This is a genomic window from Nocardioides sambongensis (genome assembly GCF_006494815.1).
Classification (GTDB): domain Bacteria; phylum Actinomycetota; class Actinomycetes; order Propionibacteriales; family Nocardioidaceae; genus Nocardioides; species Nocardioides sambongensis.
On sequence record NZ_CP041091.1, the window covers coordinates 1,276,239 to 1,298,352 of the forward strand.

The following is a 22,114-nucleotide window of genomic DNA, read 5'->3' on the forward strand; positions in this document are numbered from 1 at the left end:
GTGATCCGCACCACAGTCACTGGAGTCGGCCGGACGGTCACTGCGCGACACCCCGGCCGGGGATGGGCGGCACCGTGTCACGTTCGCAGGACGACCAGCACCCACGGATCGACTCGACCGCATCCGACCTGCTGCTGAAGGCGGGCCGGTTCTTCACGCGGTGGGACGGCACCGACGACGGCCGGGCGGTCTTCCGGGAGGGCGGGCGCGCCGGGGACGTCTTCTACCGGGACCGGTGGAGCCACGACAAGGTGGTGCGCTCCACGCACGGCGTGAACTGCACCGGATCGTGCTCGTGGAAGGTGTACGTGAAGGACGGCGTGATCACCTGGGAGACCCAGCAGACCGACTATCCCTCGGTCGGCCCCGACCGTCCCGAGTACGAGCCCCGCGGCTGCCCGCGCGGGGCTGCCTTCTCCTGGTACACCTACTCCCCCACCCGGGTGCGCTTCCCCTACGCCCGCGGCGTGCTCGTGGAGATGTTCCGCGAGGCCCGCGAACGCGTCGGCGGCGACCCGGTCCTCGCCTGGGCGGACATCCAGGCCGACCCCGAGCGGCGACGGCGCTACCAGCGGGCCCGCGGCAAGGGCGGGCTGGTCCGGATCAGCTGGTCCGAGGCGGTCGACATCGTCGCCGCGGCGCAGGTGCACACGATCAGGACGCACGGGCCGGACCGGATCGCCACGTTCAGCCCGATCCCTGCGATGTCGATGGTCTCGCATGCGGTCGGTGCGCGATTCACCCATCTGCTCGGTGGAGCGATGACGTCGTTCTACGACTGGTACGCCGACCTCCCGGTGGCCAGCCCGCAGGTCTTCGGCGACCAGACCGACGTCCCCGAGTCCGGGGACTGGTGGGACGCGACGTACCTGATGATGTGGGGGTCGAACGTGCCGGTCACCCGGACCCCGGACGCGCACTGGATGGCCGAGGTCCGCTACCGCGGGACCAAGGTGGTCACGGTCAGCCCGGACTACGCGGACAACACGAAGTTCGCCGACGAGTGGATCCCGGCCCAGGCCGGCACCGACGCGGCACTGGCGATGGCGATGACCCACGTGATCCTCACCGAGTGCTTCGTCCAGCGGCGGGTGCCGTTCTTCATCGAGTACGTGCGCCAGTACACCGACCTGCCCTTCCTGATCACCCTCGACCGCAACCAGGAGCACGGCGGTCTGGTGCCCGGCAAGTTCCTCACCGCCCGGGACCTCGGCGACGAGGCGGCCGAGGCGGCCTGGAAGACGGTCCTCCTCGACGCCGCGAGCGGAGCGCCGGTGGTGCCGAACGGCTCGATGGGGTTCCGGTACGCCCCGTCGGGCGAGGGACGGTGGAACCTGGACCTGGAGGGCGTGGTGCCGGCACTGTCGCTGCGCGACGCCAAGGTCGAGCCCGAGGCCGCCGAGGTCCTGCTGCCCTCCTATGCGGGTCCCATCGGGGACGGGGAGGTGCTGCGCCGCGGCGTGCCCGTCACCCGGGTCGGGGGCCGTCTGGTCACCACGGTCTTCGACCTGATGCTCGCCCAGCACGGCGTCGGGCGCCCCGACCTCCCCGGCGACTGGCCGACCGGGTACGACGACGCGTCGGCGCCGTACACACCCGCCTGGCAGGCGGAGGTGACCTCGGTCCCCGCCGAGCAGTGCGTGCGGATCGCACGGGAGTTCGCCCGCAACTCCGAGGAGTCCGGCGGCCGGTCGATGATCATCCTCGGGGCCGGCGTGTGCCAGTGGTTCCACGCGGACGCGACGTACCGGTCGATCCTCTCGCTGCTGCTGCTGACCGGGAGCATGGGCCGCAACGGCGGCGGTTGGGCGCACTACGTCGGCCAGGAGAAGTGCCGGCCGATCACCGGGTGGATCTCGCTGGCCAACAACCTGGACTGGAGCCGACCGCCGCGGACCATGATCGGCACCGCCTACTGGTACATGCACACCGACCAGTGGCGCACCGACGGCTACCGCGCGGACGCACTGGCCTCGCCACTCGCCGAGGGACACCTGGCCGGGATGCACACCGCCGACACCATCGCGCAGTCGAATCGGCTGGGGTGGATGCCGTTCTACCCGCAGTTCGACCGCAACCCGCTCGACCTGGCCGACGAGGCGGAGGCCGCCGTCGCGGCCGGCGAGGCCGGGGACGTCAACGAGTACGTGGTGCAGCGCTTGAAGGACGGCAGCCTGAAGTTCGCCATCGAGGACGTCGACGCGCCGGAGAACTGGCCGCGCACCCTGACCCTGTGGCGGTCGAACCTCTTCGGCTCCTCGGCGAAGGGCAACGAGTACTTCCTCAAGCACCTCCTCGGCACCCACACCAATGCCCGCGCCGAGGACGGCGCGCCGGACGTCCGGCCACGCGACGTCGCCTGGCGCGAGGAGGCTCCGGAGGGCAAGCTCGACCTGCTGGTCTCCGCCGACTTCCGGATGACCTCGACCACCCTGCTCTCCGACGTGGTGCTGCCGGCGGCCACCTGGTACGAGAAGCACGACCTGTCCTCCACGGACATGCACCCCTACGTGCACGCGTTCACCCCGGCGATCGACCCGCCGTGGGAGGCACGCACCGACTTCGAGATGTTCCACCTCTTCGCGCGTCGGGTCTCGGAGCTGGCGCGCGACCACCTCGGCGTGCGCAAGGACATCGTCGCGGTGCCGCTGCAGCACGACACCCCGGGCGAGACCGCGCAACCCGGAGGCGTGGTGCTGGACTGGAGACGCGGCGACGTCGATCCGGTGCCGGGCAGGACGATGCCGGTGCTGCAGGTGGTGGAGCGCGACTACACCGCCATCGCGGACAAGCTGGCCACCATCGGGCCGTTGGCGGACCGACTCGGCTTCGGCGTCAAGAACGTCACCTTCGACCTGGGCGAGGCGCTCGAGATCCTGGCCGGGTCGGGCGGAGTGATGGACTCCGGCGCCGGGGCCGGGCGACCCGCCATCGACACCGACGCCAAGCTCGCGGAGGCGATCCTGACCCTCTCCGGCACCACCAACGGCGAGCTGGCCGCCCAGGGCTTCCGCACCCTTGAGCGCCGGGTCGGCAAGCCACTGGCCGACCTGGCCGAGGGATCGACGGAGAAACGGATCACGTTCGCCCAGACCCAGGCCGCGCCGGTGCCGGTGATCACCTCCCCGGAGTGGTCCGGCTCGGAGACCGGCGGACGCCGCTACGCACCGTTCACCGTGAACATCGAACGGCTCAAGCCGTTCCACACGCTGTCCGGACGGATGCACTTCTTCCTCGACCACGACTGGATGCGCGACCTGGGCGAGTCGCTGCCGATCTATCGACCACCGCTGGACATGAACCGGCTCTTCGGTGAGCCCAGGCTGGGCTCCGACGGCGCCGCCGAGATCACCGTCCGCTACCTGACCCCGCACTCGAAGTGGTCGATCCACTCCGAGTACCAGGACAACCTGTTCATGCTCTCCCTCTCCCGGGGCGGCACCTCGGCCTGGCTGAGCCCGGCCGACGCCGCCGCGATCTCGGTGCGCGACAACGACTGGATCGAGTGCACCAACGCGAACGGCGTCTTCGTGGCGCGCGCCATCGTGAGCCACCGGATCCCGCAGGGCGTGACCTTCGTGCACCACGCCCAGGAGCGCACCATCGACGTACCCAAGTCGGAGGCGACGGGACGGCGCGGCGGCATCCACAACAGCGTCACCCGGGTGCTGGTGAAGCCGACGCACCTGATCGGCGGCTACGCGCAACTGTCCTACGCGTTCAACTACCTCGGACCCACCGGCAACCAGCGCGACATCGTCGCGACGATCCGCAAGCGGTCGCAGGAGGTGACCTACTGATGCGCGTGATGGCCCAGATGGGCATGGTGATGAACCTGGACAAGTGCATCGGGTGCCACACGTGCTCGGTGACCTGCAAGCAGGCGTGGACCAACCGGGCCGGCACCGAGTACGTGTGGTTCAACAACGTCGAGACCCGCCCGGGACTCGGGTATCCACGACGCCACGAGGACCAGGAGAGGTGGCGCGGGGGCTGGACCCTCGACGGTCGGGGACGGCTCCGGCTCAAGGCGGGGGGACGGCTCAAGAAGCTGCTGACCATCTTCTCCTCGCCGGTGCAGCCGGAGATCAAGGACTACTACGAGCCCTGGACCTACGACTACTCGACGCTGATCGACGCACCGCTGGGCGACGACTTCCCGGTGGCCCGACCGAAGTCGCTGATCACCGGCGAGGACACCAAGGTGACCTGGTCGGCGAACTGGGACGACAACCTCGGCGGCGGCCCCGAGCACGGTCCGAACGACCCGATCGTGGAGCGGCTGCGGGCGCAGTCGAACGAGAAGATCAAGTTCGAGTTCGAACAGACCTTCATGTTCTACCTGCCGCGGATCTGCGAGCACTGCCTGAACCCTTCGTGCATGGCCTCGTGCCCCTCCGGCGCCATCTACAAGCGCAGCGAGGACGGGATCGTCCTGGTCGACCAGGACCGCTGTCGCGGCTGGCGGCAGTGCATCACCGGTTGCCCGTACAAGAAGATCTACTTCAACCACAAGTCCGGCAAGGCCGAGAAGTGCACCTTCTGCTACCCCCGGGTGGAGGTGGGCCTGCCGACGGTCTGCTCGGAGACCTGCGTCGGCCGGCTGCGCTATCTGGGGCTCTTCCTCTACGACGCAGACGCCGTGACCGCGGCCGCGAGCGTCCCGGAGGAGCAGCTGTACCAGGCGCAGATGGACCTGCTGCTGGACCCCGAGGATCCCGAGGTGCTCCGGGCGGCGCGCGAGCAGGGAATCCCCGAGGACTGGCTGGACGCGGCCCGGCGCTCACCGGTCTACGCGCTGGCGAAGAAGTACCGGGTCGCCCTGCCGCTGCATCCGGAGTACCGCACGATGCCGATGGTCTGGTACGTCCCGCCGCTGTCGCCGGTGATCGACCTGCTCACCGAGCAGGGTCACGACGCCGAGTCCAGCGCGACCCTGTTCGGAGCGATCGAGGCGCTCCGGATTCCGGTGGAGTACCTGGCCGAACTGTTCACCGCCGGCGACACGGCGGTCGTCGACGGGGTGCTGCGCAAGCTCGCCGCCATGCGCGCCTACCTGCGCGACATCACCCTGGGCCGCGATCCGGACGACTCCATCCCGGAGTCCGTCGGCATGTCGGGGGAGGAGCTCTACGAGATGTACCGGCTGATGGCGATCGCGAAGTACGAGGAGCGGTACGTGATCCCGACGGCACACGTGGAGCAGGCCCACGACCTCGAGGAGATGGGCTGCTCCCTCGACTACGACGAAGGGCCGGGCATGTACGCCAGCGGGCCACTCGGCGAGGCCAGCGGGCGCCCGGCACCAGTCGCGGTGGAGACCTTCCACGCGTTGCGGCAGCGTCAGACCAGCGGCGATGCGGCGTCCGAGGAGAGCCTGCGCGGCCGGGTCAACCTGCTGAACTGGGACGGTAACGGACGGCCCGACGGTCTCTTCCCGGAGCGACGCTCGTGAGCCGCCGGCGCAGTGCCCGGTCCACCGGGGCCGGCGGGATCGGCGGGGAGACGACGCGGGTGGTGCACCAGGTGGCCGCCTGGTGCCTCGGCTACCCGGACCCCGACCTGCTCGCGCGCCTGCCGGTGCTGCACCACGCGCTCACCGAGCAGCCCGCCTCCCCTGCCGTGCAGGCGCTGCTCGGGTTCGTCGACCACCTGGCGGGCAGCGCACCGGAACGGCTGGTCCGCGACTACGTGGAGGTCTTCGACATGAGCAGCAAGCAGGCCCTCTACCTCTCCTACTGGACCGACGGCGACACCCGACGCCGCGGCGAGACGCTGGCCGCATTCAAGCAGCGGTACCGCGCGGCGGGCATGCTGGTCGACACCCACGGCGAGCTGCCCGACTACCTCCCGATGGTGCTGGAGTACGCCGCACTCGCCGATCCCCGGGACGGACGGGAGCTGCTGCAGGACTACCGGGCCAGTCTCGAGCTGATCCGGATCGCGCTGGTCGAGCGCTCGTCGCCGTACGCCGCCGTGCTGTCCGCCGTCTGCGCCACCCTCCCCGGGGCATCGCCGCAGGACCGCGCCAGTGCGATGGCCCTGGCCCGGACCGGGCCGCCCAGCGAGACCGTCGGGCTGGAGCCGCTCCCCTACCCGACGCTGCGGCCGGCGGAGGTGCGCTGATGGACGTGGTGCTGTGGGGTGTGCTGCCCTACCTGTCGGTGGTGGTCCTGGTGACGGGGACGATCTGGCGCTACCGCTACGACCGGTTCGGGTGGACCACCCGCTCCTCGCAGCTCTACGAGTCCCGCTTGCTGCGGATCGGCTCGCCGCTGTTCCACTTCGGCATCCTGATCGTGGTGATCGGCCACATCGGCGGACTTGTGATCCCCAAGTCGTGGACCGAGGCACTCGGCGTGAGCGAGGACCTGTACCACTTCAACGCGCTCTTCTTCGGCACCATCGCCGGTGTCGCGACGCTGTCGGGCCTGGCCATCCTGATCTACCGACGGCGTACCACCGGACCGGTCTTCATGGCCACCACCACCAACGACAAGGCGATGTACGTGCTGCTGGTGGGCGCGCTGGTACTGGGACTGTGGACCACGCTGGTCGCGGTCGGGGCCGGACATGACGCCCATGACTACCGCGAGACGGTCTCGCCGTGGTTCCGCTCGCTCTTCGTGCTCCAACCCGACATCGACGCGATGGCGGCGGCGCCGATCCAGTTCCACCTGCACGTGCTGGTGGCGCTGCTGCTGTTCACCGTGTGGCCGTTCACCCGACTGGTCCACGCCTTCACCGCTCCGCTGCACTACCTGTTCCGCCCCTACATCGTCTATCGCAGCCGGGACCTCCCGGCCGGCACCGGGGCCCGGTCCCCGCGGCCGGGGTGGACGCCGGTGGGGACCCGAGACCGCAACAAGTGAGGCGATCGTGACGACACCCACCACCACCGCCGTGGACCTGACCGGCCAGACGAAGAACCTGCTGCTGGCGACGTGGGCCTTCGCGATCAGCTTCTGGGCCTGGAACATGATCGCCCCGCTCGGCGTCCGCTACACCGAGATCCTGGACCTCTCCTCCACCGAGAAGTCCGTGCTGGTGGCGGTCCCGGTGATCGTCGGCTCGGTCGGCCGGATCGTCACCGGCGCCCTCACCGACCGCTACGGCGGCCGGGTGATGTTCCCGATCCTACTGGTGGCCTCCGCTCCGTTCGTCGTCCTGGTCGCGGTCGCCGGCAACATGGAATCGTTCCCGTTGCTGCTGCTCTTCGGCTTCTTCCTCGGCATCGCCGGCACCACGTTCGCGGTCGGCATCCCGTTCGCGAACGCCTGGTTCACCAAGGACCGACGAGGCTTCGCCACCGGCGTGTTCGGTGCCGGCATGGGCGGTACGGCGTTGTCGGCCTTCTTCACGCCGCGGATGGTGGACTGGTGGGGCTACACGACGACCCACGTGCTCGTCGCCGTCGCGCTGGTCGCCACGGCGGGTCTGGTCCGGGTGGCGATGACCGACTCACCGGCCTGGTCGCCCAACAACGACCCGGTGGTGCCGAAGCTCGCGGCTGCCGCCCGACTGCCGGTGACCTGGCAGATGTCCTTCCTCTACGCGGTCGCCTTCGGCGGCTTCGTCGCCTTCTCGACCTATCTGCCGACCTACCTCAAGGACGTCTACGACTTCGGGCTCACCGAGGCCGGGACCCGCACCTCGGGCTTCGCGATCGCGGCCGTCGTCTGCCGCCCGATCGGCGGGGTCCTCGCCGACAAGGTGGGTCCGCGCGTGGTCGCCGCGGTCGCCTTCGCCGGGGCTGCGGTGATGGCGGTGGTGCTCACCTTCCAGCCGCCGACGGAGATCCCGGCCGGGCTCTCCTTCGTGCTGATGGCCGGCTTCCTCGGGATCGGCACTGGTGCCGTCTTCACCTGGGTGGCACAACTGTCGCCGCCAGAGCGGGTCGGCGCGGTGACGGGCATCGTGGGTGCGGCCGGCGGGCTCGGCGGCTTCTTCCCGCCCTTGGTGATGGGAGCCACCTACAACGAGGCCGAGCACAGCTACACCATCGGACTGCTGCTCCTCTGCCTGGTCGCCGCCGGCGCCCTGGTCTTCACCCTGCTGGGGATCCGGAGTCGGCCGAGACGAGCGGCCAGGTGACCCGGACCTCGGCGCCGCCCGCCGGTGCGTCCGCGATCGCCACGCTCCCGCCGTGCGCGCGGGCCAGACCGTTGACGATGTAGAGCCCGAGCCCGGACCCACCGCCGCCGCCACCGGTCCAGAACTTCGTGAACGCGCGGGCGCGCAGCTCGGCCGGGATCCCCTCGCCTTCGTCGGTCACCACGATCAGCGCGCTGTGTCCGTCCGCCGGTGAGACCGTCACCCGCACCGCGCCCTCACCGTGCCGCACCCCGTTCTCGACGAGGTTGGTGAGCACCTGGAGCACCTTGTCCGGATCCGCGTCGAGGATCGGACGCCCCTGCGCGGCGAGCTCGATGCGGCGCGCCGTGGAGACCTGGACCGAGTCCACGACCCGCTCGGCGAGCCGGACCACGTCCGTCGGGCGCCGGTGCAGCTGCAGTCGGCCGGTGTCGATCCGGGCGACGTCGAGGAGCTCGGTGATCAGCCGGCTGAGCCGGTCCGCGTCCGCACTGACCGTGGTCAACATCAGCTGGCGCTGCGGGTCGTCCAGCTCGTCCCAGCGGTGCAGCAGCGCCCCGACGAAGCCCTTCAGCCCGGTCAGCGGTGAGCGCAGCTCGTGGGCCACCGTGGCCACCAGGTCGGACCGCTCCCGGTCCAGACGGGCGCGACCCCTGCCCGAGCGCAGGCTGACCGCGACCCGCTCCGGCGGCTGGTGCCGGTCGGCGCGGTGGATCCGGGCAGCCACCAGCACCTCGGTGCCGTCGGGCAGCCACCACGGCTGCTCGGGGATCCCGGTGCGCGCGCCGAGCCCCGCGAACGGACGATTGACCTCGGACCAGGTCCGTCCGTCCTGGTCGACCAGGGCGAGGACGTCCGGGAGCGACCGGCCGACCGCAGCGGCGTCGGGTGCGATGCCGAGCATCCGGCGGGCCACCGCGTTGCAGGCCAGCACCCGGCCGTCGGCCCCGGCCACCACGGCGCCGTCGGGCAGCAGCTCGATCGGGTCGGCCTCCATGCTCGCCGATGCTAGTGGCGCGCCACTCGCCGGGCGGGAGGTCAGGGTCGTTGGGCGCGTGCGCCGGCGAAGAGGCAGACGGCGGCGGCCGTGGCGAGGTTGAGACTCTCGGCCGCTCCCCGGATCGGGATCCGGACCCGGTGGTCGGCGAGCTCGGCCAGCTCGGCCGGCAGGCCCCACGCCTCGTTGCCGAAGAGCCAGGCGACCCGGCCGCCGAGCAGTGGGTCGGCGTCGAACAGGTCGGTCTCCCCCGCTCCGTCGGCGGCGAGCACCAGCAGTCCGGCCGCCTGGGCGGCGGCCACCGCGCCAGCCACGTCGGCGGTGAGCGCGACCGGCAGGTGGAAGAGCGATCCGACCGTGGCGCGCACGGTCTTCGCGTTGTGCGGGTCGACGCTGTGACCGGCCAGCACGACGGCGGCGGCGCCGGCCGCGTCCGCGGTACGGATGATGGTGCCTGCGTTGCCCGGGTCGCGGACGTCGGCGCAGATCACCACGGTCGACGCCCCGGACGGACCGGCGTCGGAGAGCACGGACTCCAGCGGGACGTCGACCAGGTCGCAGACACCCACCACGCCGGGCGGCGTGACCGCGTCGCTGAGCGAAGCCAGGGCGCGGTCGTCGACGAGGGTCCAGGCGGCACCGGACCGGCGTGCGGCGGCGGCCAGGTCGTCGTACCGATCCGTGGCGGTGGGGGTGGCGAAGACCTCGCGCACCCCGGCGCCGGCGGCGAGCGCCGCCCCGACCGCCTTCGGGCCGTCGACGAGGAAGAGCCGCCGCTCGGCGCGGACCGAGCGGCGGCTCAACTTGCGTGCTTCCTTGACGCGGGCGTTGCCCGCGGTCAGAGGGGTCGTCACGTGGCTCAGGCGTTGGCCTTGGGCGCGTTGACGTCCTCGGGCAGCGCGGCCTTGGCCTGGGCGACCAGGGCCGAGAAGGCGGCCGGCTCGTTGACGGCCAGGTCGGCCAGGATCTTCCGGTCGACCTCGACGCCGGCCAGGTTCAGGCCCTGGATGAAGCGGTTGTAGGTCATCCCCTCGGCGCGGGCGGCCGCGTTGATCCGCTGGATCCACAGGCGGCGGAAGTTGCCCTTGTTCTTGCGCCGGTCGTTGTAGCTGTAGACCAGCGAGTGGGTGACCTGCTCCTTGGCCTTGCGGTAGAGGCGCGACCGCTGTCCGCGGTAGCCGCTCGCCCGGTCCAGGGTGGTCCGACGCTTCTTCGCAGCGTTCACTGCGCGCTTGACGCGTGCCATTTCTTACTCCTCGAAACTCGATGCCGAATGTGGTGCAGGACGCGTCAGCGACCGAGCATCTTCTTCGCGCGGGGGACGTCGTTCTTGGCCACCTCGGTGGTGCCGGACATCCGCCGGGTCACCTTCGAGGCCTTCTTCTCCAGGTTGTGGCGCTTGCCGGCCTTCTCCCGGAGGATCTTGCCGGAACCGGTCACGCGGAAGCGCTTGCTGGCACCGGAGTGGGTCTTGTTCTTCGGCATCTGAAACTTCTCTCTCGTCTCGCTTCCCGGTGGCGCGACGCGCCACCGGGACCGCGGGTTTCTCTTACAGGTCGATGTCGGGGTCGAGGGCCTCGTTGGCCCGCTTGGCCTTCTTCTGACCCGACGGCTGCGTGGCGGTGCGCTCTGCGCGCTCCTCCGCCTGCTCGGCGGCGCGCGCCTCGGCGGCCGACTCCTTCGCAGCCTTCACCTCGGCCTTGGCCTCGGACTTCTTCTTGTGCGGACCGAGGACCATGACCATGTTGCGGCCGTCCTGCTTCGGGTTCGACTCCACGAACCCGAGGTCCTCGACGTCCTCGGCGAGCCGCTGCAGCAGCCGGAACCCGAGCTCGGGGCGGTGCTGCTCGCGACCACGGAACATGATCGTGATCTTGACCTTGTCACCGGCCTTGAGGAACCGCACGACGTGACCCTTCTTGGTCTCGTAGTCGTGCTGGTCGATCTTCGGCCGGAGCTTCATCTCCTTGATGATGACGTTGGTCTGGTTCCGTCGTGCTTCACGGGCCTTCTGGGCGTTCTCGTACTTGAACTTCCCGTAGTCCATGAGCTTGCAGACGGGCGGGCGTGCCATCGGGGCCACCTCGACCAGGTCCAGGTCGGCCTCGGTGGCCAGCTTGAGCGCCTGGTCGGTGGGGACGATGCCGACGGTCTCGCCGTTGGGTCCCACGAGCCGGACCTCGGGTACCCGGATCCGGTCGTTGATGCGCAGCTCGGTGCTGATGTGTCCTCCCAACTCGTTCGGTCAGAAGCCTCCAGCTCCACCACGCGGCGGTGGAAAAGCGAGAAGGCCCCCGCTGTGCAAGCGGAGGCCAGTCGTGACACCTTCTGTGCGTGAGTGCCACGCACGTCCTGTGTCGTCAGGGACCGGACCCGACGACCTGTGGTGCTGGCGGTCGATGCGGGTGGGAGTCGACGTCTCGTCTGAACCCCGCTTGTGGATGTGTCGCTCCACTCCCGTGGATCGACGCATCGGTCAACACCACACTCTAGCGGGTTTGTTCCCGCTCGGCCGAATCGTCGTCGACGCCGTCGCCCGCGGCGGGGTCCTGTCCCAGCCAGCCCCAGCCACCGTCGGAGAGCCGGACCGGTCGCCAGCCGGCCGCCACCCGGTGCAGGTCCTCCCCCTCCAGCACGAACGTCGCGGGTCCGGCGACGTCGACGACCAAGGCCGCCGCGCCCTCCTGGACCGCGGTCGCGGCCGCCAGGTGGGCGGCCACCGGCACCGGACGCGCCTGCGGGTCCCAGGCGGCGAGGCTCTCGGTGGAGGTGAAGGCGAGCAGCGCCCGGCGACCGTCGGCCCCGGTCAGCAGCACCGCGGCCATGTCGCTGCTCTTGTCCCGGGCCAGCCCGGCGTCGTCGTACTCGACCTCGCCGAGGACCGCGACCACCGGGACCAGCACCCGGGCGGGGGCCAGCGCGGCCAGCGCGACCGGGTAGTGCGTCGTACCGGCGGCGTGGCCGTGGAGCGCCCGCACCAGGCCCGGATCGGCGGAGCCGTCGTCCCCGACGTACTCCGATCCCTGGAGGCGCCGACCATCCACCCGCGGTTCGTTCACGTCCCGATCATCGCATCCGTGGAACCATGACCGGGTGCTGCACCCGAAGCCCGGCGACCACGTCGCTCGCAACCGTCTCGCCCAACGACTCAACGGGGCCGTCCGGGCCGAGCGCGAACCGCTGGGCACCCCGATCTTCGTCGTCGACCTGGACGCCTTCGACACCAACGCCGCCGACCTGGTCCGGCGTGCCGGCGACACCCCGATCCGGGTCGCGTCCAAGTCACTGCGGGTGCCGGCGCTGATCCGCCGCGCGCTGGAGCGACCCGGGTTCGCCGGCGTGCTCTGCTACACCCTGGCCGAGGCCCTGTGGCTGGAGGAGCACGACGTCAACGACGACCTGGTGGTCGCCTACCCGAGCGTCGACGAGCGTGCCCTGAGCGCCCTCGTCGCCTCCCCGCGCGCGGCGTCGCGGATCACGGTGATGATCGACGACGTCGCCCACCTCGACGTGATCTCCGCGCTGCGCTCCTCGACCGCGGTGCCGATCAAGGTGGCCATCGACATCGACGCGGGCCTGCGCTGGGGCGGCCAGGCGGTCGGGCCCAAGCGCTCGCCGCTCTTCGACGTGGGCTCGGTCGCCGCTCTGGCGCGCGAGGTGGATCGGCGCAAGGGATTCCGCCTGGTCGGGGTGATGACCTACGAAGGGCAGGTCGCAGGCGTGCCCGACGACGTTCCCACCGCGCGGGCCAAGTCGCTGGTGGTGCGCAAGATCAAGGAGAAGTCGGTCGAGCAGCTGCTGGTACGACGTGCCGCGATCCTCGACGCGCTGCGCCCCTACCTGCCCGAGGACGCCTTCTTCAACGCCGGCGGCTCGGGCTCGATCGAGTCCTCGGCCGCCGACCCCGTGGTGACCGAGGTGACTGCCGGCTCCGGGCTCCTGGTGCCGACGCTCTTCGACCACTACCGCAGCTTCGAGCCGCTGCCGGCCGCGTTCTTCGGACTACGGGTCACCCGGGTGCCGGCGCCGGGGATCGTCACGGTGCACGGCGGCGGCCTGATCGCCTCGGGGCCGACCGGGGCCGACCGCGCTCCGACCCCGTGGGCGCCGGCGGGTCTCGCCCTCACCGGTCTGGAGGGCGCCGGTGAGGTGCAGACGCCGCTGACCGGGAGCGGCACCGGCGGGATGTCCGTCGGCGACCTGGTCTGGTTCCGGCACGCCAAGTCCGGTGAGCCGTTCGAGCACGGCACCACCGTCCACCTGCTCCAGGGCGACGGGTTCGTGGACCACGTGCCGAGCTATCGCGGGCACGGCGTTGCCTTCTGAGCCTCCGGGCGCGGCCGCACGGATCGTCGCCGCGGCCGAGGAGGCCGAGCCCCGACTGGGCGGGACCCGCCTGGTCTGCATCGACGGCCTGGCCGGTGCCGGCAAGTCGACGCTGGCCACAGCCGTGGGCCGGCTGCGCCCCGATGCGCTGGTGTTCGCCACCGACGACATGCTGCACGGTTGGTCGGGGCTGCCGGGCCTCGGCGTCACGCTGGACCGTCTCCTCCGGCCGCTCGCGGCGGGACGTCCGGGACGGTGGCGGCGCTGGGACTGGCTGACCGGCGAGTGGGCCGAGGAGCACCGGGTCGATCCGGTCGCGCTGCTGGTCCTGGAGGGCGTCGGCTCCTGCGCCAACGAGATCGCCGACCTGGTCAGCCTGACCGTCTGGGTCGAGGCCGAGCGCACCGTCCGGCGCGACCGGTGGATCGACCGCGACGGCGAGGTGCTGCGCGGGCACTGGGCGACCTGGGCGGACGACGAGGCCGCCCACCACCGGGTGCACCGCGCCCGGGAGCGCGCAGGACTGCGCTACGACACCTCGACCGGCACCGCGCTCGCCCGTCGCTGAGCCGTCAGGGTCGGTGGGCGGCGACGAGGGCCTTGACCTCGCGCACCGCCGTCTTGGCCCGGCCTCCGTCGGAGCCCTGGATCCCCAGCATGGGGATGGTGCGGCCGTCGGCCAGGTCCAGGTTCGGCCACGGCGCCCCGAGCGGCATCCGCACCTTCTCGATCTCCGCCCAGGCGAAGTCACGGCGCCGGTAGCCGTTGACGAGGGTGATCCCGTCCTCCGTCACCGTGACCCGGGAGCGGGCCATCGCGTAGAGCAGCGCCACGCCGACGCCGACGATCGCGATCACGGTCCCGCGCTCGATCACGTTGATCGCGTCCCGGGTCTGCTGGTCGAAGCTGAGCCACAGCCAGGCGAAGGCGCCGACCAGGAACAGCGCGAAGACCGGCGCGGCGAGCCGCGGCCCGAACGGGCGCCAGGTGCGGGGCAGGGTGGGTGTGGTCACGTCGGAGGTCACCGTCATGGTCTCGTCTCGGGCCGCGTCACAGCCGGCAGGCGTGGATATCGGTGGTCAGGATGCCGCGCGCGCCGAGGTCGAAGAGCTCGTCCATCACCCGCTGGGCGCGCTGCCGCGGCACCATGGAACGCACGGCGACCCACCCCTCGCGATGCAACGGGCTCACGGTGGGGCTCTCGATGCCGGGCGTCAGCGCCACGGCCTCCTCCACCCGTTCGGCTCGGATGTCGTAGTCCATCATCACGTAGGTGCGGGCGACCAGGACGCCCTGCAGCCGGCGCAGGAAGACCTCCATCCCGGCGGGCTTGCGCTCCGGTCCGGTGATCAGCACCGCCTCGGAGCTCTGGATCACCTCACCGAAGACCTCGAGGCCGGCGGCGCGCAGCGTGCTCCCGGTCTCGACCACGTCCGCGATGACGTCGGCGACGCCGAGCTGGATGCTGCTCTCCACCGCGCCGTCCAGCCGGACGACGGTGGCGTCGATCCCCTTCTCGGAGAGGTACGTCGACAGCATGCCGTCGTACGACGTCGCGATCCGCTTGCCGGCGAGGTCGGCCCCGCCGGACATGGTGCCGACCGGCGCGGCGAACCGGAACGTCGATCGTCCGAACCCGAGCTGCAGGGTCTCGGTGGCCTGCGCCCCGGAGTCGAGCAGCAGGTCGCGGCCGGTGATGCCGACGTCGAGGGTGCCCTCGCCGACGTAGAGCGCGATGTCGCGGGGGCGGAGGTAGAAGAACTCGACCTGGTTGTCCGGGTCGATCTTGGTGAGCTGCTTGCTGTCGGTGCGCTGGGCGTAGCCCGCCTCGCGCAGGATGGTCGAGGCGGCCTCCGAGAGGGCGCCCTTGTTGGGCACCGCGACGCGGAGCAGCTGCGGCTGGTCAGGCATGAGGGGTCTTCCTAGAGGTGGGTGTAGACGTCCTCGAGCGAGAGTCCGCTCGCGAGCATCAGGACCTGGGCGTGGTAGAGCAGCTGGCTGATCTCCTCCGCGGTCCGCTCCGGGCCCTCGTGCTCGGCGGCCATCCAGGACTCGGCGGCTTCCTCGACCAGCTTCTTCCCGATCGCATGGACGCCCGCGTCGAGGGCACGGACGGTGCCGGATCCCTCGGGACGGGTCCGAGCCGTCTCGGTGAGCTCGGCGAACAGGGCGTCGAACGTCTTCACGGTGCCCAGCCTAGTCAGGCCGAGCGGGTGAGCCGGCGCAGGGTCCGGGCGGTCTGCAGCGCCGCCGCGGAGGCCTCGTAGCCCTTGTCCTCCGCCGACCCCTCGAGCCCGGCACGATCCAGCGCCTGCTGCTCGGTGTCGCAGGTCAGCACGCCGAAGCCCACCGGCACCCGGGCGTCGAGCGAGACCCGGGTCAGCCCGTCGGTCGCCGCGCTGCAGACGTACTCGAAGTGCGGAGTGCCGCCGCGGATCACCACACCGAGTGCCACCACCACGTCGTGGGAGTCGGCCAGCGCCGCGGCCGCGACGGGCAGCTCGAAGGTGCCGGGGACCCGGACCACCAGCGGGTCCACGACCCGGTGGTCGGCCAGGGCGCGGTGCGCTCCGTCGAGCAGGCCGTCCATCACCTCGGTGTGCCAGCTGGCCGCGACGACCGCGACCCGTAGGTCGTGGCAGTCGACGGGCTCGACGTCGGGGGCGCCGTGTCCGGCCATCTCAGTTCGCTCCTTCGGCGTCCGCGACCAGGTTGGGCAGGTCGTGACCCATCCGGTCGCGCTTGGTCAGCAGGTAGGTCAGGTTGTGCCCGTTGGGACGCGGGGTCAGCGGCACCCGCTCGGTGACCTTGATCCCGTAGTCCTCCAGGTCGGAGATCTTGTCCGGGTTGTTGGTGAGCAGCCGCACCTCGGCGACACCGAGGTCGCGCAGGATCTGGGTGGCCGCGCCGTAGTGGCGAGCATCCGCGGGCAGGCCGAGGTCGAGGTTGGCGTCCACGGTGTCGCGGCCGCCGTCCTGGAGCTGGTAGGCCTGCAGCTTGGCGACCAGGCCGATCCCGCGACCCTCGTGGCCGCGCAGGTAGACCACCACGCCACGGCCCTCGGCGACGATCCGGTCCATCGCCTCGTCGAGCTGCGGTCCGCAGTCGCACCGGCTGGAGCCGAAGACGTCGCCGGTCAGGCACTCCGAGTGCACCCGGGTGAGCACCGGCGTCCCGTCGGTCAGGTCGGCCGGGTCGCCGTAGACCAGGGCCACGTGCTCACTGCCGTCCACGGTGATCGTGTAGCCCATGGCGGTGAAGTCGCCGTGGCTGGTGGGCAGGCTGGTCTCCGCCTCGCGCACCACGTGCACCTCGGTCCGCCGGCGGTAGCGGACCAGGTCCTCGATGGAGATCATCGCCAGGTCGTGCTCGTCGGCGAAGGCCCGCAGCTCCGGGGCCCGCTTCATGGTGCCGTCCTCGTTGACGACCTCGACCAGCACGCCGGCCGGGGTGAGACCGGCCAGCCGGGCCAGGTCGACGGCGGCCTCGGTGTGGCCGCGGCGCACCAGCACGCCGCCCTCGCGGTAGCGCAGCGGGAAGACGTGCCCCGGTCGGGTGATCTCCCACGGCTCGGTCGCCGAGTCGGCCAGCACCCGGGCGGTGTGGGCCCGGTCGGCCGCGGAGATGCCGGTGGAGACGCCGTCGCGGGCATCCACCGAGATCGTGTACGCCGTGCGGTAGGCGTCCTTGTTGTGCGGGGTCATCAGCGGGATCTCGAGCCGGTCCAGCATCGTGCCCGGCATCGGCACGCAGATGACGCCGCTGGAGTGCCGGATCGTGAACGCCATCAGTTCCGGTGTCGCCTTGGAGGCGGCGAAGATGATGTCGCCCTCGTTCTCCCGGTCCTCGTCGTCGACGACGATGACGGCCTTGCCCGCGGCGATGTCGGCGATCGCACGCTCGACGGGGTCCAGTCGGACGGACATGCTCAGTTCTCCTGCTTCTCGTTGTCGGCGCGCGTGTAGGCGCGCACGAGCTTCTCCACGTGCTTGGCGAGGACGTCCACCTCGAGGTTGACCGGGTCGCCGGCGGCCCGGAACCCGAGGGTGGTCCGGGCCAGGGTCTCCGGGATCAGGCTGACCGTGAAGGAGGATTCCCCGGCCTCCACGACGGTCAGCGAGGTGCCGTCGACGGTGATCGATCCCTTGTCCACCAGGTAGCGGGCGAGGTCGGCGGGCAGGGTGATCTCGACGACCTCCCAGTGCTCACTCGGCGTGCGGGCGACGACCTCGCCGACGCCGTCGACGTGGCCCTGGACGATGTGCCCGCCGAGCCGCTTCTCCGCGGTGACCGCCCGCTCCAGGTTGACCCGGTCGCCGGCGCGCAGCCGGCCGGTGCTGGTCTTGGCCAGCGTCTCGGCCATCACGTCCGCGGTCCAGCTCCGCTCGGTGCGCTCGGCCACGGTGAGGCAGACGCCGTTGACCGCGATCGAGTCGCCCGGTCCGGCGTCGGACAGCGTCAGGTCGGCGGCGATCGTGATCCGTACGGCGTCGCCCTGGTCCTCGACCGCCTCGACGGTGCCCAGCTCCTCGACGATCCCGGTGAACATCAGGTGTCCTTCCTCCGGGGCTCGAGCACCAGCCGGACATTGGCCTCGGCGCCCTCCCCGACGACGGTGGTGGCGACGAGCTCGAGCCCGAGCGCGTCGGTGACGGTGGTGATGCCGAGGTCCCCACGGCGCTCAGGCCGGAGCCGAGCAGCATCGGCGCGACGTAGACGATCACCTCGTCGACGACGCCGGCGGTGAGGAAGGCGGCGGCGACGGTCGGACCGCCCTCGAAGAAGACGTGCTGGCGTCCGTGGTCGCGGTACAGCGCCTGCAGGGCCCAGAGCGGGTCCCGCCCGCGCAGCTGCAGGGTCGGCGCCGCGTCGTCGAGCACCCGGCTGCCCGGCGGGAGGTCGCGCTCCCCCAGCACCGCCCGCAGCGGCTGGGTGGGCAGCGGCCGGTCCTCGTCGTCGCGTACGGTCAGCTGCGGGTCGTCGGCCAGGACGGTGCCGGTGCCGACCAGCATCGTGTCGCACAGGGCACGCAGCGCGTGGGTGTCACGACGGGCGGCCGGGCTGCTGACCCACCGGCTGGTGCCGTCGACGGCGGCGCTGCGCCCGTCCAGCGTGGTGGCGAACTTCCAGGTCACGAAGGCCCGACCGTGCTCGTGGGCGAACGTCCAGGCACGGTTCAGGTCGCGCGCGTCCTCCTCGAGGAGCCCCTGGTCGACGGTGATGCCGGCAGCGGTCAGCGTCTCCAGACCGCCCTGCGCCACCGGGTTGGGGTCCTGTTGCGCGACCACCACCCGGGCCACGCCCGCCTCGACCAGCGCGCGTGCGCACGGTCCGGTCCGGCCGGTGTGGTTGCAGGGCTCGAGGGTGACCACCGCGGTCGCGCCCCGGGCCCGCTCGCCCGCGGCCCGCAGGGCGGCGATCTCGGCGTGCGGCGTCCCGGCACCCTGGTGGTATCCCTCCCCACGGTGGTGCCGTCCGGCGCGAGGAGCACGCAGCCGACGCGGGGGTTCGGGTGCAACGGCACGCCGGGGGACGCGGCGAGCGCGAGGGCACGCCGCATCGCGTCGTACTCGCCGGTGAAGGTGGTGTTCACCTCGATGTCCTCTCCTCTGCTCCGGCCTGATCGGCTCCGGGGCGAGGGGACGTACGGCGTGCGGTGGCTCGGCTGACCGGCTCACCGACGCTGGCGTGCACTTCCCATCCGGACTTTGACCGTCGGTCCAGGAGTTCCACCTGGTCAACCGGCCACTGGCTGTGGACGGGTCGCGGACTTCGGAGTGAAGCGAGGTGCTTCGCCACCGTCACCGCCGGCTCGGATTTTCACCGACCCCAGAGCACGCAAGCTCTTGACCTCCATGGTGACACAGCCGCAACGGGGCGACCGCATCCGTGCCGCTCAGTGGACTCCGGCGGCAGCCGCCGCACGCTCGCGCAGCGCGGTCACCATGGCGTCCGGGTCGTCAGCGGAGTAGACGGCCGAGCCGGCGACGAAGACGTCGGCGCCCGCCTCCGCGCACCGCTCGATGGTCTCCAGGGAGACACCGCCGTCGACCTGGAGCCACGTCTGCACCCCGTGCCGCTCCATCAGGGCGCGGGCCCGACGGATCTTCGGCAGGCAGAGGTCGAGGAACTTCTGACCGCCGAATCCCGGCTCGACGGTCATCACGAGCAGCATGTCCAGCTCGGGCAGCAGGTCCTCGTAGGGCTCGATCGGCGTGGCCGGACGCAGCGCCATCGAGGCGCGGGCGCCGGCGGCGCGGATCTCCCGGGCGAGACGGACCGGGGCCTGGGCCGCCTCCACGTGGAAGGTCACCGAGCCGCAGCCGGCCTCGGCGTAGGTGACGGCGTGCCGGTCGACGTCCGCGATCATCAGGTGGGCGTCCAGGGGGGTCTCGGTGCTGCGGGCGAGCGCCTCGACCATGGTCGGACCGAAGGTCAGGTTGGGCACGAAGTGGTTGTCCATCACGTCGACGTGCACCCAGTCGGCACTGGGGATCCGGGCCACCTCCTCCCCCAGGCGGGTGAAGTCGGCGTTGAGGATGGATGGCGTGATCTGGATGCCCACGGGCCCCGATCCTAGGCGGTCCCGGCCATTGCGGCTCACTCGTCGCCGGCCGGTGCCTCGTCCTCGGCGTCCTCGGCGTCCTCGGCGTCCGCCGCCTCGAGCAGCGGGGCGATGTCGAAGACGTGGTCGTCGATGTCGGCGTGCAGGTCACCGATCTCGCCGAACCTGCGCGGCACCGTGCGCAGCGTGAAGTCGCGCGGGTCCGCGTCCGCGATCTCCTCCCACCGCACCGGCGTCGAGACCCGACCGTCGGGCAGTCCCCGCACCGAGTACGCCGCGGCGATGGTGTGGTCGCGTGCGTTCTGGTTGTAGTCGACGAAGACGTGGTGCGGGTCGCGGTTCTTCTTCCACCAGGTGGTGGTGACGTCGTCGGGTGCCCGGCGCTCCACCTCGCGCGCGAACGCCCAGGCGGCGCGACGCACCGCCTTGTGGTCGTGGTCGGGCCGGATCCGCACGTAGACGTGCAGCCCCTTGCTGCCGCTGGTCTTGGGGTGGCCGACGGCCCCCAGCTCGTCGAGCACCTCCCGTACGACGCCGGCGGTGCGTCGTACCGCGTCGTAGTCGGCGAGCGGGCCGGGGTCGAGGTCGATGCGCCACTCGTCGGGCTGCTCGACGTGACCGCGGCGGCTGTTCCACGGGTGGAACTCGACGGTGGACATCTGCACCGCCCAGATCACCGCACCCAGCTCGGTCACGCAGAGCTCGTCGGCGGTGCGCGACCACCGCGGGAAGAAGAGCCGGACCGTCTCCACCCACGGCGGCGCGCCGGCGGGGAGCCGCTTCTGGTGCACCTTGTCGCCGGCCAGCCCCTTCGGGAAGCGGTGCAGCATGCACGGCCGCTCGCGCAGCGCGTTGACGATCCCCGGCCCCACCGCGAGGTAGTAGTGCACCAGGTCGAGCTTGGTGGCCCCGATCTGCGGGAAGTAGATCCGGTCGGGGTTGCTCACCCGGATCGTGCGGTCCTCCTGGTCCGGACCCTGGGCCGGAACGTCGATCTCGATCGCGGGGGTCGCCATGGGGCGACTCTAGGTGTACCCGGTCGTGGCGTCAGCGCCAGCCGAGCGCCGGAGCCAGGTGGGTCAGCACCGACTCCAGCAGGTGGGCGTTGTAGTCGACGCCGAGCTGGTTGGGCACGGTGAGCAGCAGCGTGTCGGCGGCCGCGATCGCCTCGTCGGCCGCGAGCTGGGTGATCAGCGCGTCCGGCTCCGCGGCGTAGGAGCGCCCGAACACGGCACGCATGTTGTCGATCTGGCCGACCTGGTCGTCGCTGTCGGCGCTGCCACCGAACAGGGCGTGGTCCTGAGCGGTCACCAGGGGGAAGATCGACCGGCTGACCGAGACCCGTGGCGGGTGGTCCCAGCCGGCCGCGTCCCAGGCCTCGCGGAACTCCTGGATCTGCTCGGCCTGCTGGACGTGGAACGGCTTGCCGGACTCGTCCTCCTTCAGCGTCGAGCTCATCAGGTTCATCCCCAGGCCGGCCGCCCAGCGCGCGGTCGCGTTGGAGGCGGCGCCCCACCAGAGCCGCTTGCCCAGGCCCTCGGAGTGCGGCTCGAGGCGCAGCAGCCCCGGCGGGTTGGCGAACATCGGGCGCGGGCTGGGCTGGGCGAAGCCCTTGCCCTCGAGCACCTCGAGCAGGACCTCGGTGTGCCGCCTGGCCAGGTCGGCGTCGGTCTCCCCCTCTCCGGGCCGGTAGCCGAAGTAGCGCCACCCGTCGACCACCTGTTCCGGTGAGCCGCGGGAGATCCCCAGCTGGAGGCGTTGCCCGGCGATCAGGTCCGCCGCGCCGGCGTTCTCGGCCATCATCAGCGGGTTCTCGTAGCGCATGTCGATCACCCCGGTGCCCAGCTCGATCCGTGAGGTCCGCGCGCCGGCGGCGGCGAGCAGGGGGAACGGGCTCCCCAGCTGGCGGGCGAAGTGGTGGACGCGGAAGTAGGCGCCGTCGGCGCCGACCTCCTCGGCGGCGACCGCCAGCTCGATGGACTGCTGCAGCACGTCGGCGGCGGTGCGGGTCTGCGAGCCCTGCGCCGTCGACCAGTGTCCGAAGGAGAGGAAGCCGATCTTCTTCATGCCCGGTCCAAGGTCGGCCCGGCCCGGTTCATTCCCTCTGCTCCGGCCCAGGTCAGGGGCCGGAC

Annotated in this window: 22 protein-coding genes, 1 pseudogene and 1 riboswitch; of the genes and pseudogenes, 7 read left to right on the forward strand and 16 right to left on the reverse strand. The window is 71.4% G+C overall.

Translation table 11 applies throughout. From position 1 onward, the window contains the following. Window positions 1-62: 62 nt before the first annotated feature. Genes FIV43_RS05935 through FIV43_RS05955 form a run of 5 tightly spaced genes read left to right on the forward strand, consistent with a single transcriptional unit; the run spans window position 63 to window position 8,094 of the window. The gene (locus FIV43_RS05935; RefSeq protein ID WP_141013385.1) at window positions 63-3,800 is read left to right on the forward strand and encodes a nitrate reductase subunit alpha; all 3,738 of its coding nucleotides are present in this window, start codon (window positions 63-65) and stop codon (window positions 3,798-3,800) included. Next, complete coding sequence (gene narH / locus FIV43_RS05940; protein WP_141013386.1) at window positions 3,800-5,455, forward strand: nitrate reductase subunit beta; 1,656 nt, start codon at window positions 3,800-3,802, stop codon at window positions 5,453-5,455. The genes FIV43_RS05935 and narH overlap by 1 nt, the downstream gene beginning before the upstream one ends. Beyond that, the gene (gene narJ, locus FIV43_RS05945) at window positions 5,452-6,126 is read left to right on the forward strand and encodes a nitrate reductase molybdenum cofactor assembly chaperone (protein ID WP_231123762.1); all 675 of its coding nucleotides are present in this window, start codon (window positions 5,452-5,454) and stop codon (window positions 6,124-6,126) included. Before narH ends, narJ begins: the two co-directional genes overlap by 4 nt. Then, window positions 6,126-6,872 (forward strand): respiratory nitrate reductase subunit gamma, encoded by a 747-nt coding sequence (gene narI, locus FIV43_RS05950; protein WP_141013387.1) that lies wholly within the window; start codon window positions 6,126-6,128, stop codon window positions 6,870-6,872. The genes narJ and narI overlap by 1 nt, the downstream gene beginning before the upstream one ends. 7 nt (window positions 6,873-6,879) lie before the next feature. Continuing rightward, the gene (locus FIV43_RS05955; protein ID WP_231123763.1) at window positions 6,880-8,094 is read left to right on the forward strand and encodes an MFS transporter; all 1,215 of its coding nucleotides are present in this window, start codon (window positions 6,880-6,882) and stop codon (window positions 8,092-8,094) included. Here FIV43_RS05955 and FIV43_RS05960 read toward each other — a convergent pair. The 6 genes from FIV43_RS05960 to FIV43_RS05985 form a co-directional block, all read right to left on the reverse strand. Beyond that, window positions 8,048-9,091 carry an ATP-binding protein gene (locus tag FIV43_RS05960; protein WP_141013388.1) on the reverse strand — a complete coding sequence of 348 codons (1,044 nt, stop codon included), beginning with the start codon at window positions 9,089-9,091 and terminating at the stop codon, window positions 8,048-8,050. The genes FIV43_RS05955 and FIV43_RS05960 overlap by 47 nt on opposite strands. A gap of 41 nt (window positions 9,092-9,132) precedes the next feature. After that, window positions 9,133-9,945 (reverse strand): TrmH family RNA methyltransferase, encoded by an 813-nt coding sequence (locus tag FIV43_RS05965; protein ID WP_141013389.1) that lies wholly within the window; start codon window positions 9,943-9,945, stop codon window positions 9,133-9,135. A gap of 5 nt (window positions 9,946-9,950) precedes the next feature. Beyond that, window positions 9,951-10,337, reverse strand: coding sequence for a 50S ribosomal protein L20 (gene rplT / locus FIV43_RS05970; protein WP_141013390.1), 387 nt, complete (start codon window positions 10,335-10,337; stop codon window positions 9,951-9,953). A gap of 44 nt (window positions 10,338-10,381) precedes the next feature. Next, window positions 10,382-10,576, reverse strand: a complete 195-nt coding sequence (gene rpmI, locus FIV43_RS05975) for a 50S ribosomal protein L35 (protein ID WP_141013391.1) — start codon at window positions 10,574-10,576, stop codon at window positions 10,382-10,384. 64 nt (window positions 10,577-10,640) lie between these two features. Further along, window positions 10,641-11,327 carry a translation initiation factor IF-3 gene (gene infC / locus FIV43_RS05980; RefSeq protein ID WP_141013392.1) on the reverse strand — a complete coding sequence of 229 codons (687 nt, stop codon included), beginning with the start codon at window positions 11,325-11,327 and terminating at the stop codon, window positions 10,641-10,643. A 253-nt stretch (window positions 11,328-11,580) separates the two neighbouring features. Continuing rightward, on the reverse strand, window positions 11,581-12,150 hold the full coding sequence (locus tag FIV43_RS05985) for an SseB family protein (RefSeq protein ID WP_231123764.1): 570 nt from the start codon (window positions 12,148-12,150) through the stop codon (window positions 11,581-11,583). Window positions 12,151-12,184: 34 nt separating this feature from the next. Between FIV43_RS05985 and FIV43_RS05990 the strand changes: the two genes are divergently transcribed. Continuing rightward, entirely contained in the window at window positions 12,185-13,417 is a 1,233-nt protein-coding gene (locus tag FIV43_RS05990; RefSeq protein WP_196780990.1) for an amino acid deaminase/aldolase, read from the forward strand. After that, entirely contained in the window at window positions 13,407-13,985 is a 579-nt protein-coding gene (locus FIV43_RS05995; RefSeq protein ID WP_141013393.1) for a uridine kinase family protein, read from the forward strand. The genes FIV43_RS05990 and FIV43_RS05995 overlap by 11 nt, the downstream gene beginning before the upstream one ends. 4 nt (window positions 13,986-13,989) lie before the next feature. Here the strand turns inward: FIV43_RS05995 and FIV43_RS06000 are convergent, their stop codons facing one another. The 10 genes and pseudogenes from FIV43_RS06000 to FIV43_RS06045 all read right to left on the reverse strand — a co-directional run bounded on the left by FIV43_RS06000 (window position 13,990) and on the right by FIV43_RS06045 (window position 22,049). Then, on the reverse strand, window positions 13,990-14,448 hold the full coding sequence (locus FIV43_RS06000) for a PH domain-containing protein (RefSeq protein WP_141013394.1): 459 nt from the start codon (window positions 14,446-14,448) through the stop codon (window positions 13,990-13,992). A 19-nt stretch (window positions 14,449-14,467) separates the two neighbouring features. Further along, entirely contained in the window at window positions 14,468-15,328 is an 861-nt protein-coding gene (hisG, locus tag FIV43_RS06005) for an ATP phosphoribosyltransferase (RefSeq protein ID WP_231123765.1), read from the reverse strand. Window positions 15,329-15,339: 11 nt separating this feature from the next. Then, a complete protein-coding gene (locus FIV43_RS06010) occupies window positions 15,340-15,603 on the reverse strand; it encodes a phosphoribosyl-ATP diphosphatase (protein ID WP_141013395.1) in 264 nt (87 codons plus the stop codon). A gap of 14 nt (window positions 15,604-15,617) precedes the next feature. After that, window positions 15,618-16,097 (reverse strand): 6,7-dimethyl-8-ribityllumazine synthase, encoded by a 480-nt coding sequence (ribH, locus tag FIV43_RS06015; protein ID WP_141013396.1) that lies wholly within the window; start codon window positions 16,095-16,097, stop codon window positions 15,618-15,620. Window position 16,098: 1 nt separating this feature from the next. Continuing rightward, window positions 16,099-17,343 carry a bifunctional 3,4-dihydroxy-2-butanone-4-phosphate synthase/GTP cyclohydrolase II gene (locus FIV43_RS06020; RefSeq protein ID WP_181407698.1) on the reverse strand — a complete coding sequence of 415 codons (1,245 nt, stop codon included), beginning with the start codon at window positions 17,341-17,343 and terminating at the stop codon, window positions 16,099-16,101. A 2-nt stretch (window positions 17,344-17,345) separates the two neighbouring features. Continuing rightward, the gene (locus tag FIV43_RS06025) at window positions 17,346-17,966 is read right to left on the reverse strand and encodes a riboflavin synthase (protein WP_141013398.1); all 621 of its coding nucleotides are present in this window, start codon (window positions 17,964-17,966) and stop codon (window positions 17,346-17,348) included. Between the two features lie 184 nt (window positions 17,967-18,150). Continuing rightward, window positions 18,151-19,095: pseudogene (gene ribD / locus FIV43_RS06030) on the reverse strand (bifunctional diaminohydroxyphosphoribosylaminopyrimidine deaminase/5-amino-6-(5-phosphoribosylamino)uracil reductase RibD); the annotation flags it as partial. A 6-nt stretch (window positions 19,096-19,101) separates the two neighbouring features. Next, window positions 19,102-19,259, reverse strand: a riboswitch (FMN riboswitch). Between the two features lie 54 nt (window positions 19,260-19,313). Then, window positions 19,314-19,982 (reverse strand): ribulose-phosphate 3-epimerase, encoded by a 669-nt coding sequence (rpe, locus tag FIV43_RS06035; protein ID WP_141013399.1) that lies wholly within the window; start codon window positions 19,980-19,982, stop codon window positions 19,314-19,316. Window positions 19,983-20,017: 35 nt separating this feature from the next. After that, entirely contained in the window at window positions 20,018-20,998 is a 981-nt protein-coding gene (gene ligD, locus FIV43_RS06040) for a non-homologous end-joining DNA ligase (protein ID WP_141013400.1), read from the reverse strand. Window positions 20,999-21,029: 31 nt separating this feature from the next. Continuing rightward, window positions 21,030-22,049 carry an LLM class flavin-dependent oxidoreductase gene (locus FIV43_RS06045; protein WP_141013401.1) on the reverse strand — a complete coding sequence of 340 codons (1,020 nt, stop codon included), beginning with the start codon at window positions 22,047-22,049 and terminating at the stop codon, window positions 21,030-21,032. Between the last annotated feature and the right edge of the window lie 65 nt (window positions 22,050-22,114).

Coding starts and splice junctions, on each gene's coding strand:
- FIV43_RS06000 (WP_141013394.1), bottom strand. CDS start 14,448: ATGACGGTGACCTCCGACGTGACCACACCCACCCTGCCCCGCACCTGG.
- hisG (WP_231123765.1), bottom strand. CDS start 15,328: ATGCCTGACCAGCCGCAGCTGCTCCGCGTCGCGGTGCCCAACAAGGGC.
- ligD (WP_141013400.1), bottom strand. CDS start 20,998: ATGGCGACCCCCGCGATCGAGATCGACGTTCCGGCCCAGGGTCCGGAC.
- ribH (WP_141013396.1), bottom strand. CDS start 16,097: ATGGCCGGACACGGCGCCCCCGACGTCGAGCCCGTCGACTGCCACGAC.
- rplT (WP_141013390.1), bottom strand. CDS start 10,337: ATGGCACGCGTCAAGCGCGCAGTGAACGCTGCGAAGAAGCGTCGGACC.
- FIV43_RS06020 (WP_181407698.1), bottom strand. CDS start 17,343: ATGTCCGTCCGACTGGACCCCGTCGAGCGTGCGATCGCCGACATCGCC.
- narI (WP_141013387.1), top strand. CDS start 6,126: ATGGACGTGGTGCTGTGGGGTGTGCTGCCCTACCTGTCGGTGGTGGTC.
- FIV43_RS06045 (WP_141013401.1), bottom strand. CDS start 22,049: ATGAAGAAGATCGGCTTCCTCTCCTTCGGACACTGGTCGACGGCGCAG.
- narH (WP_141013386.1), top strand. CDS start 3,800: ATGCGCGTGATGGCCCAGATGGGCATGGTGATGAACCTGGACAAGTGC.
- FIV43_RS05935 (WP_141013385.1), top strand. CDS start 63: ATGGGCGGCACCGTGTCACGTTCGCAGGACGACCAGCACCCACGGATC.
- FIV43_RS05960 (WP_141013388.1), bottom strand. CDS start 9,091: ATGGAGGCCGACCCGATCGAGCTGCTGCCCGACGGCGCCGTGGTGGCC.
- FIV43_RS06025 (WP_141013398.1), bottom strand. CDS start 17,966: ATGTTCACCGGGATCGTCGAGGAGCTGGGCACCGTCGAGGCGGTCGAG.
- rpmI (WP_141013391.1), bottom strand. CDS start 10,576: ATGCCGAAGAACAAGACCCACTCCGGTGCCAGCAAGCGCTTCCGCGTG.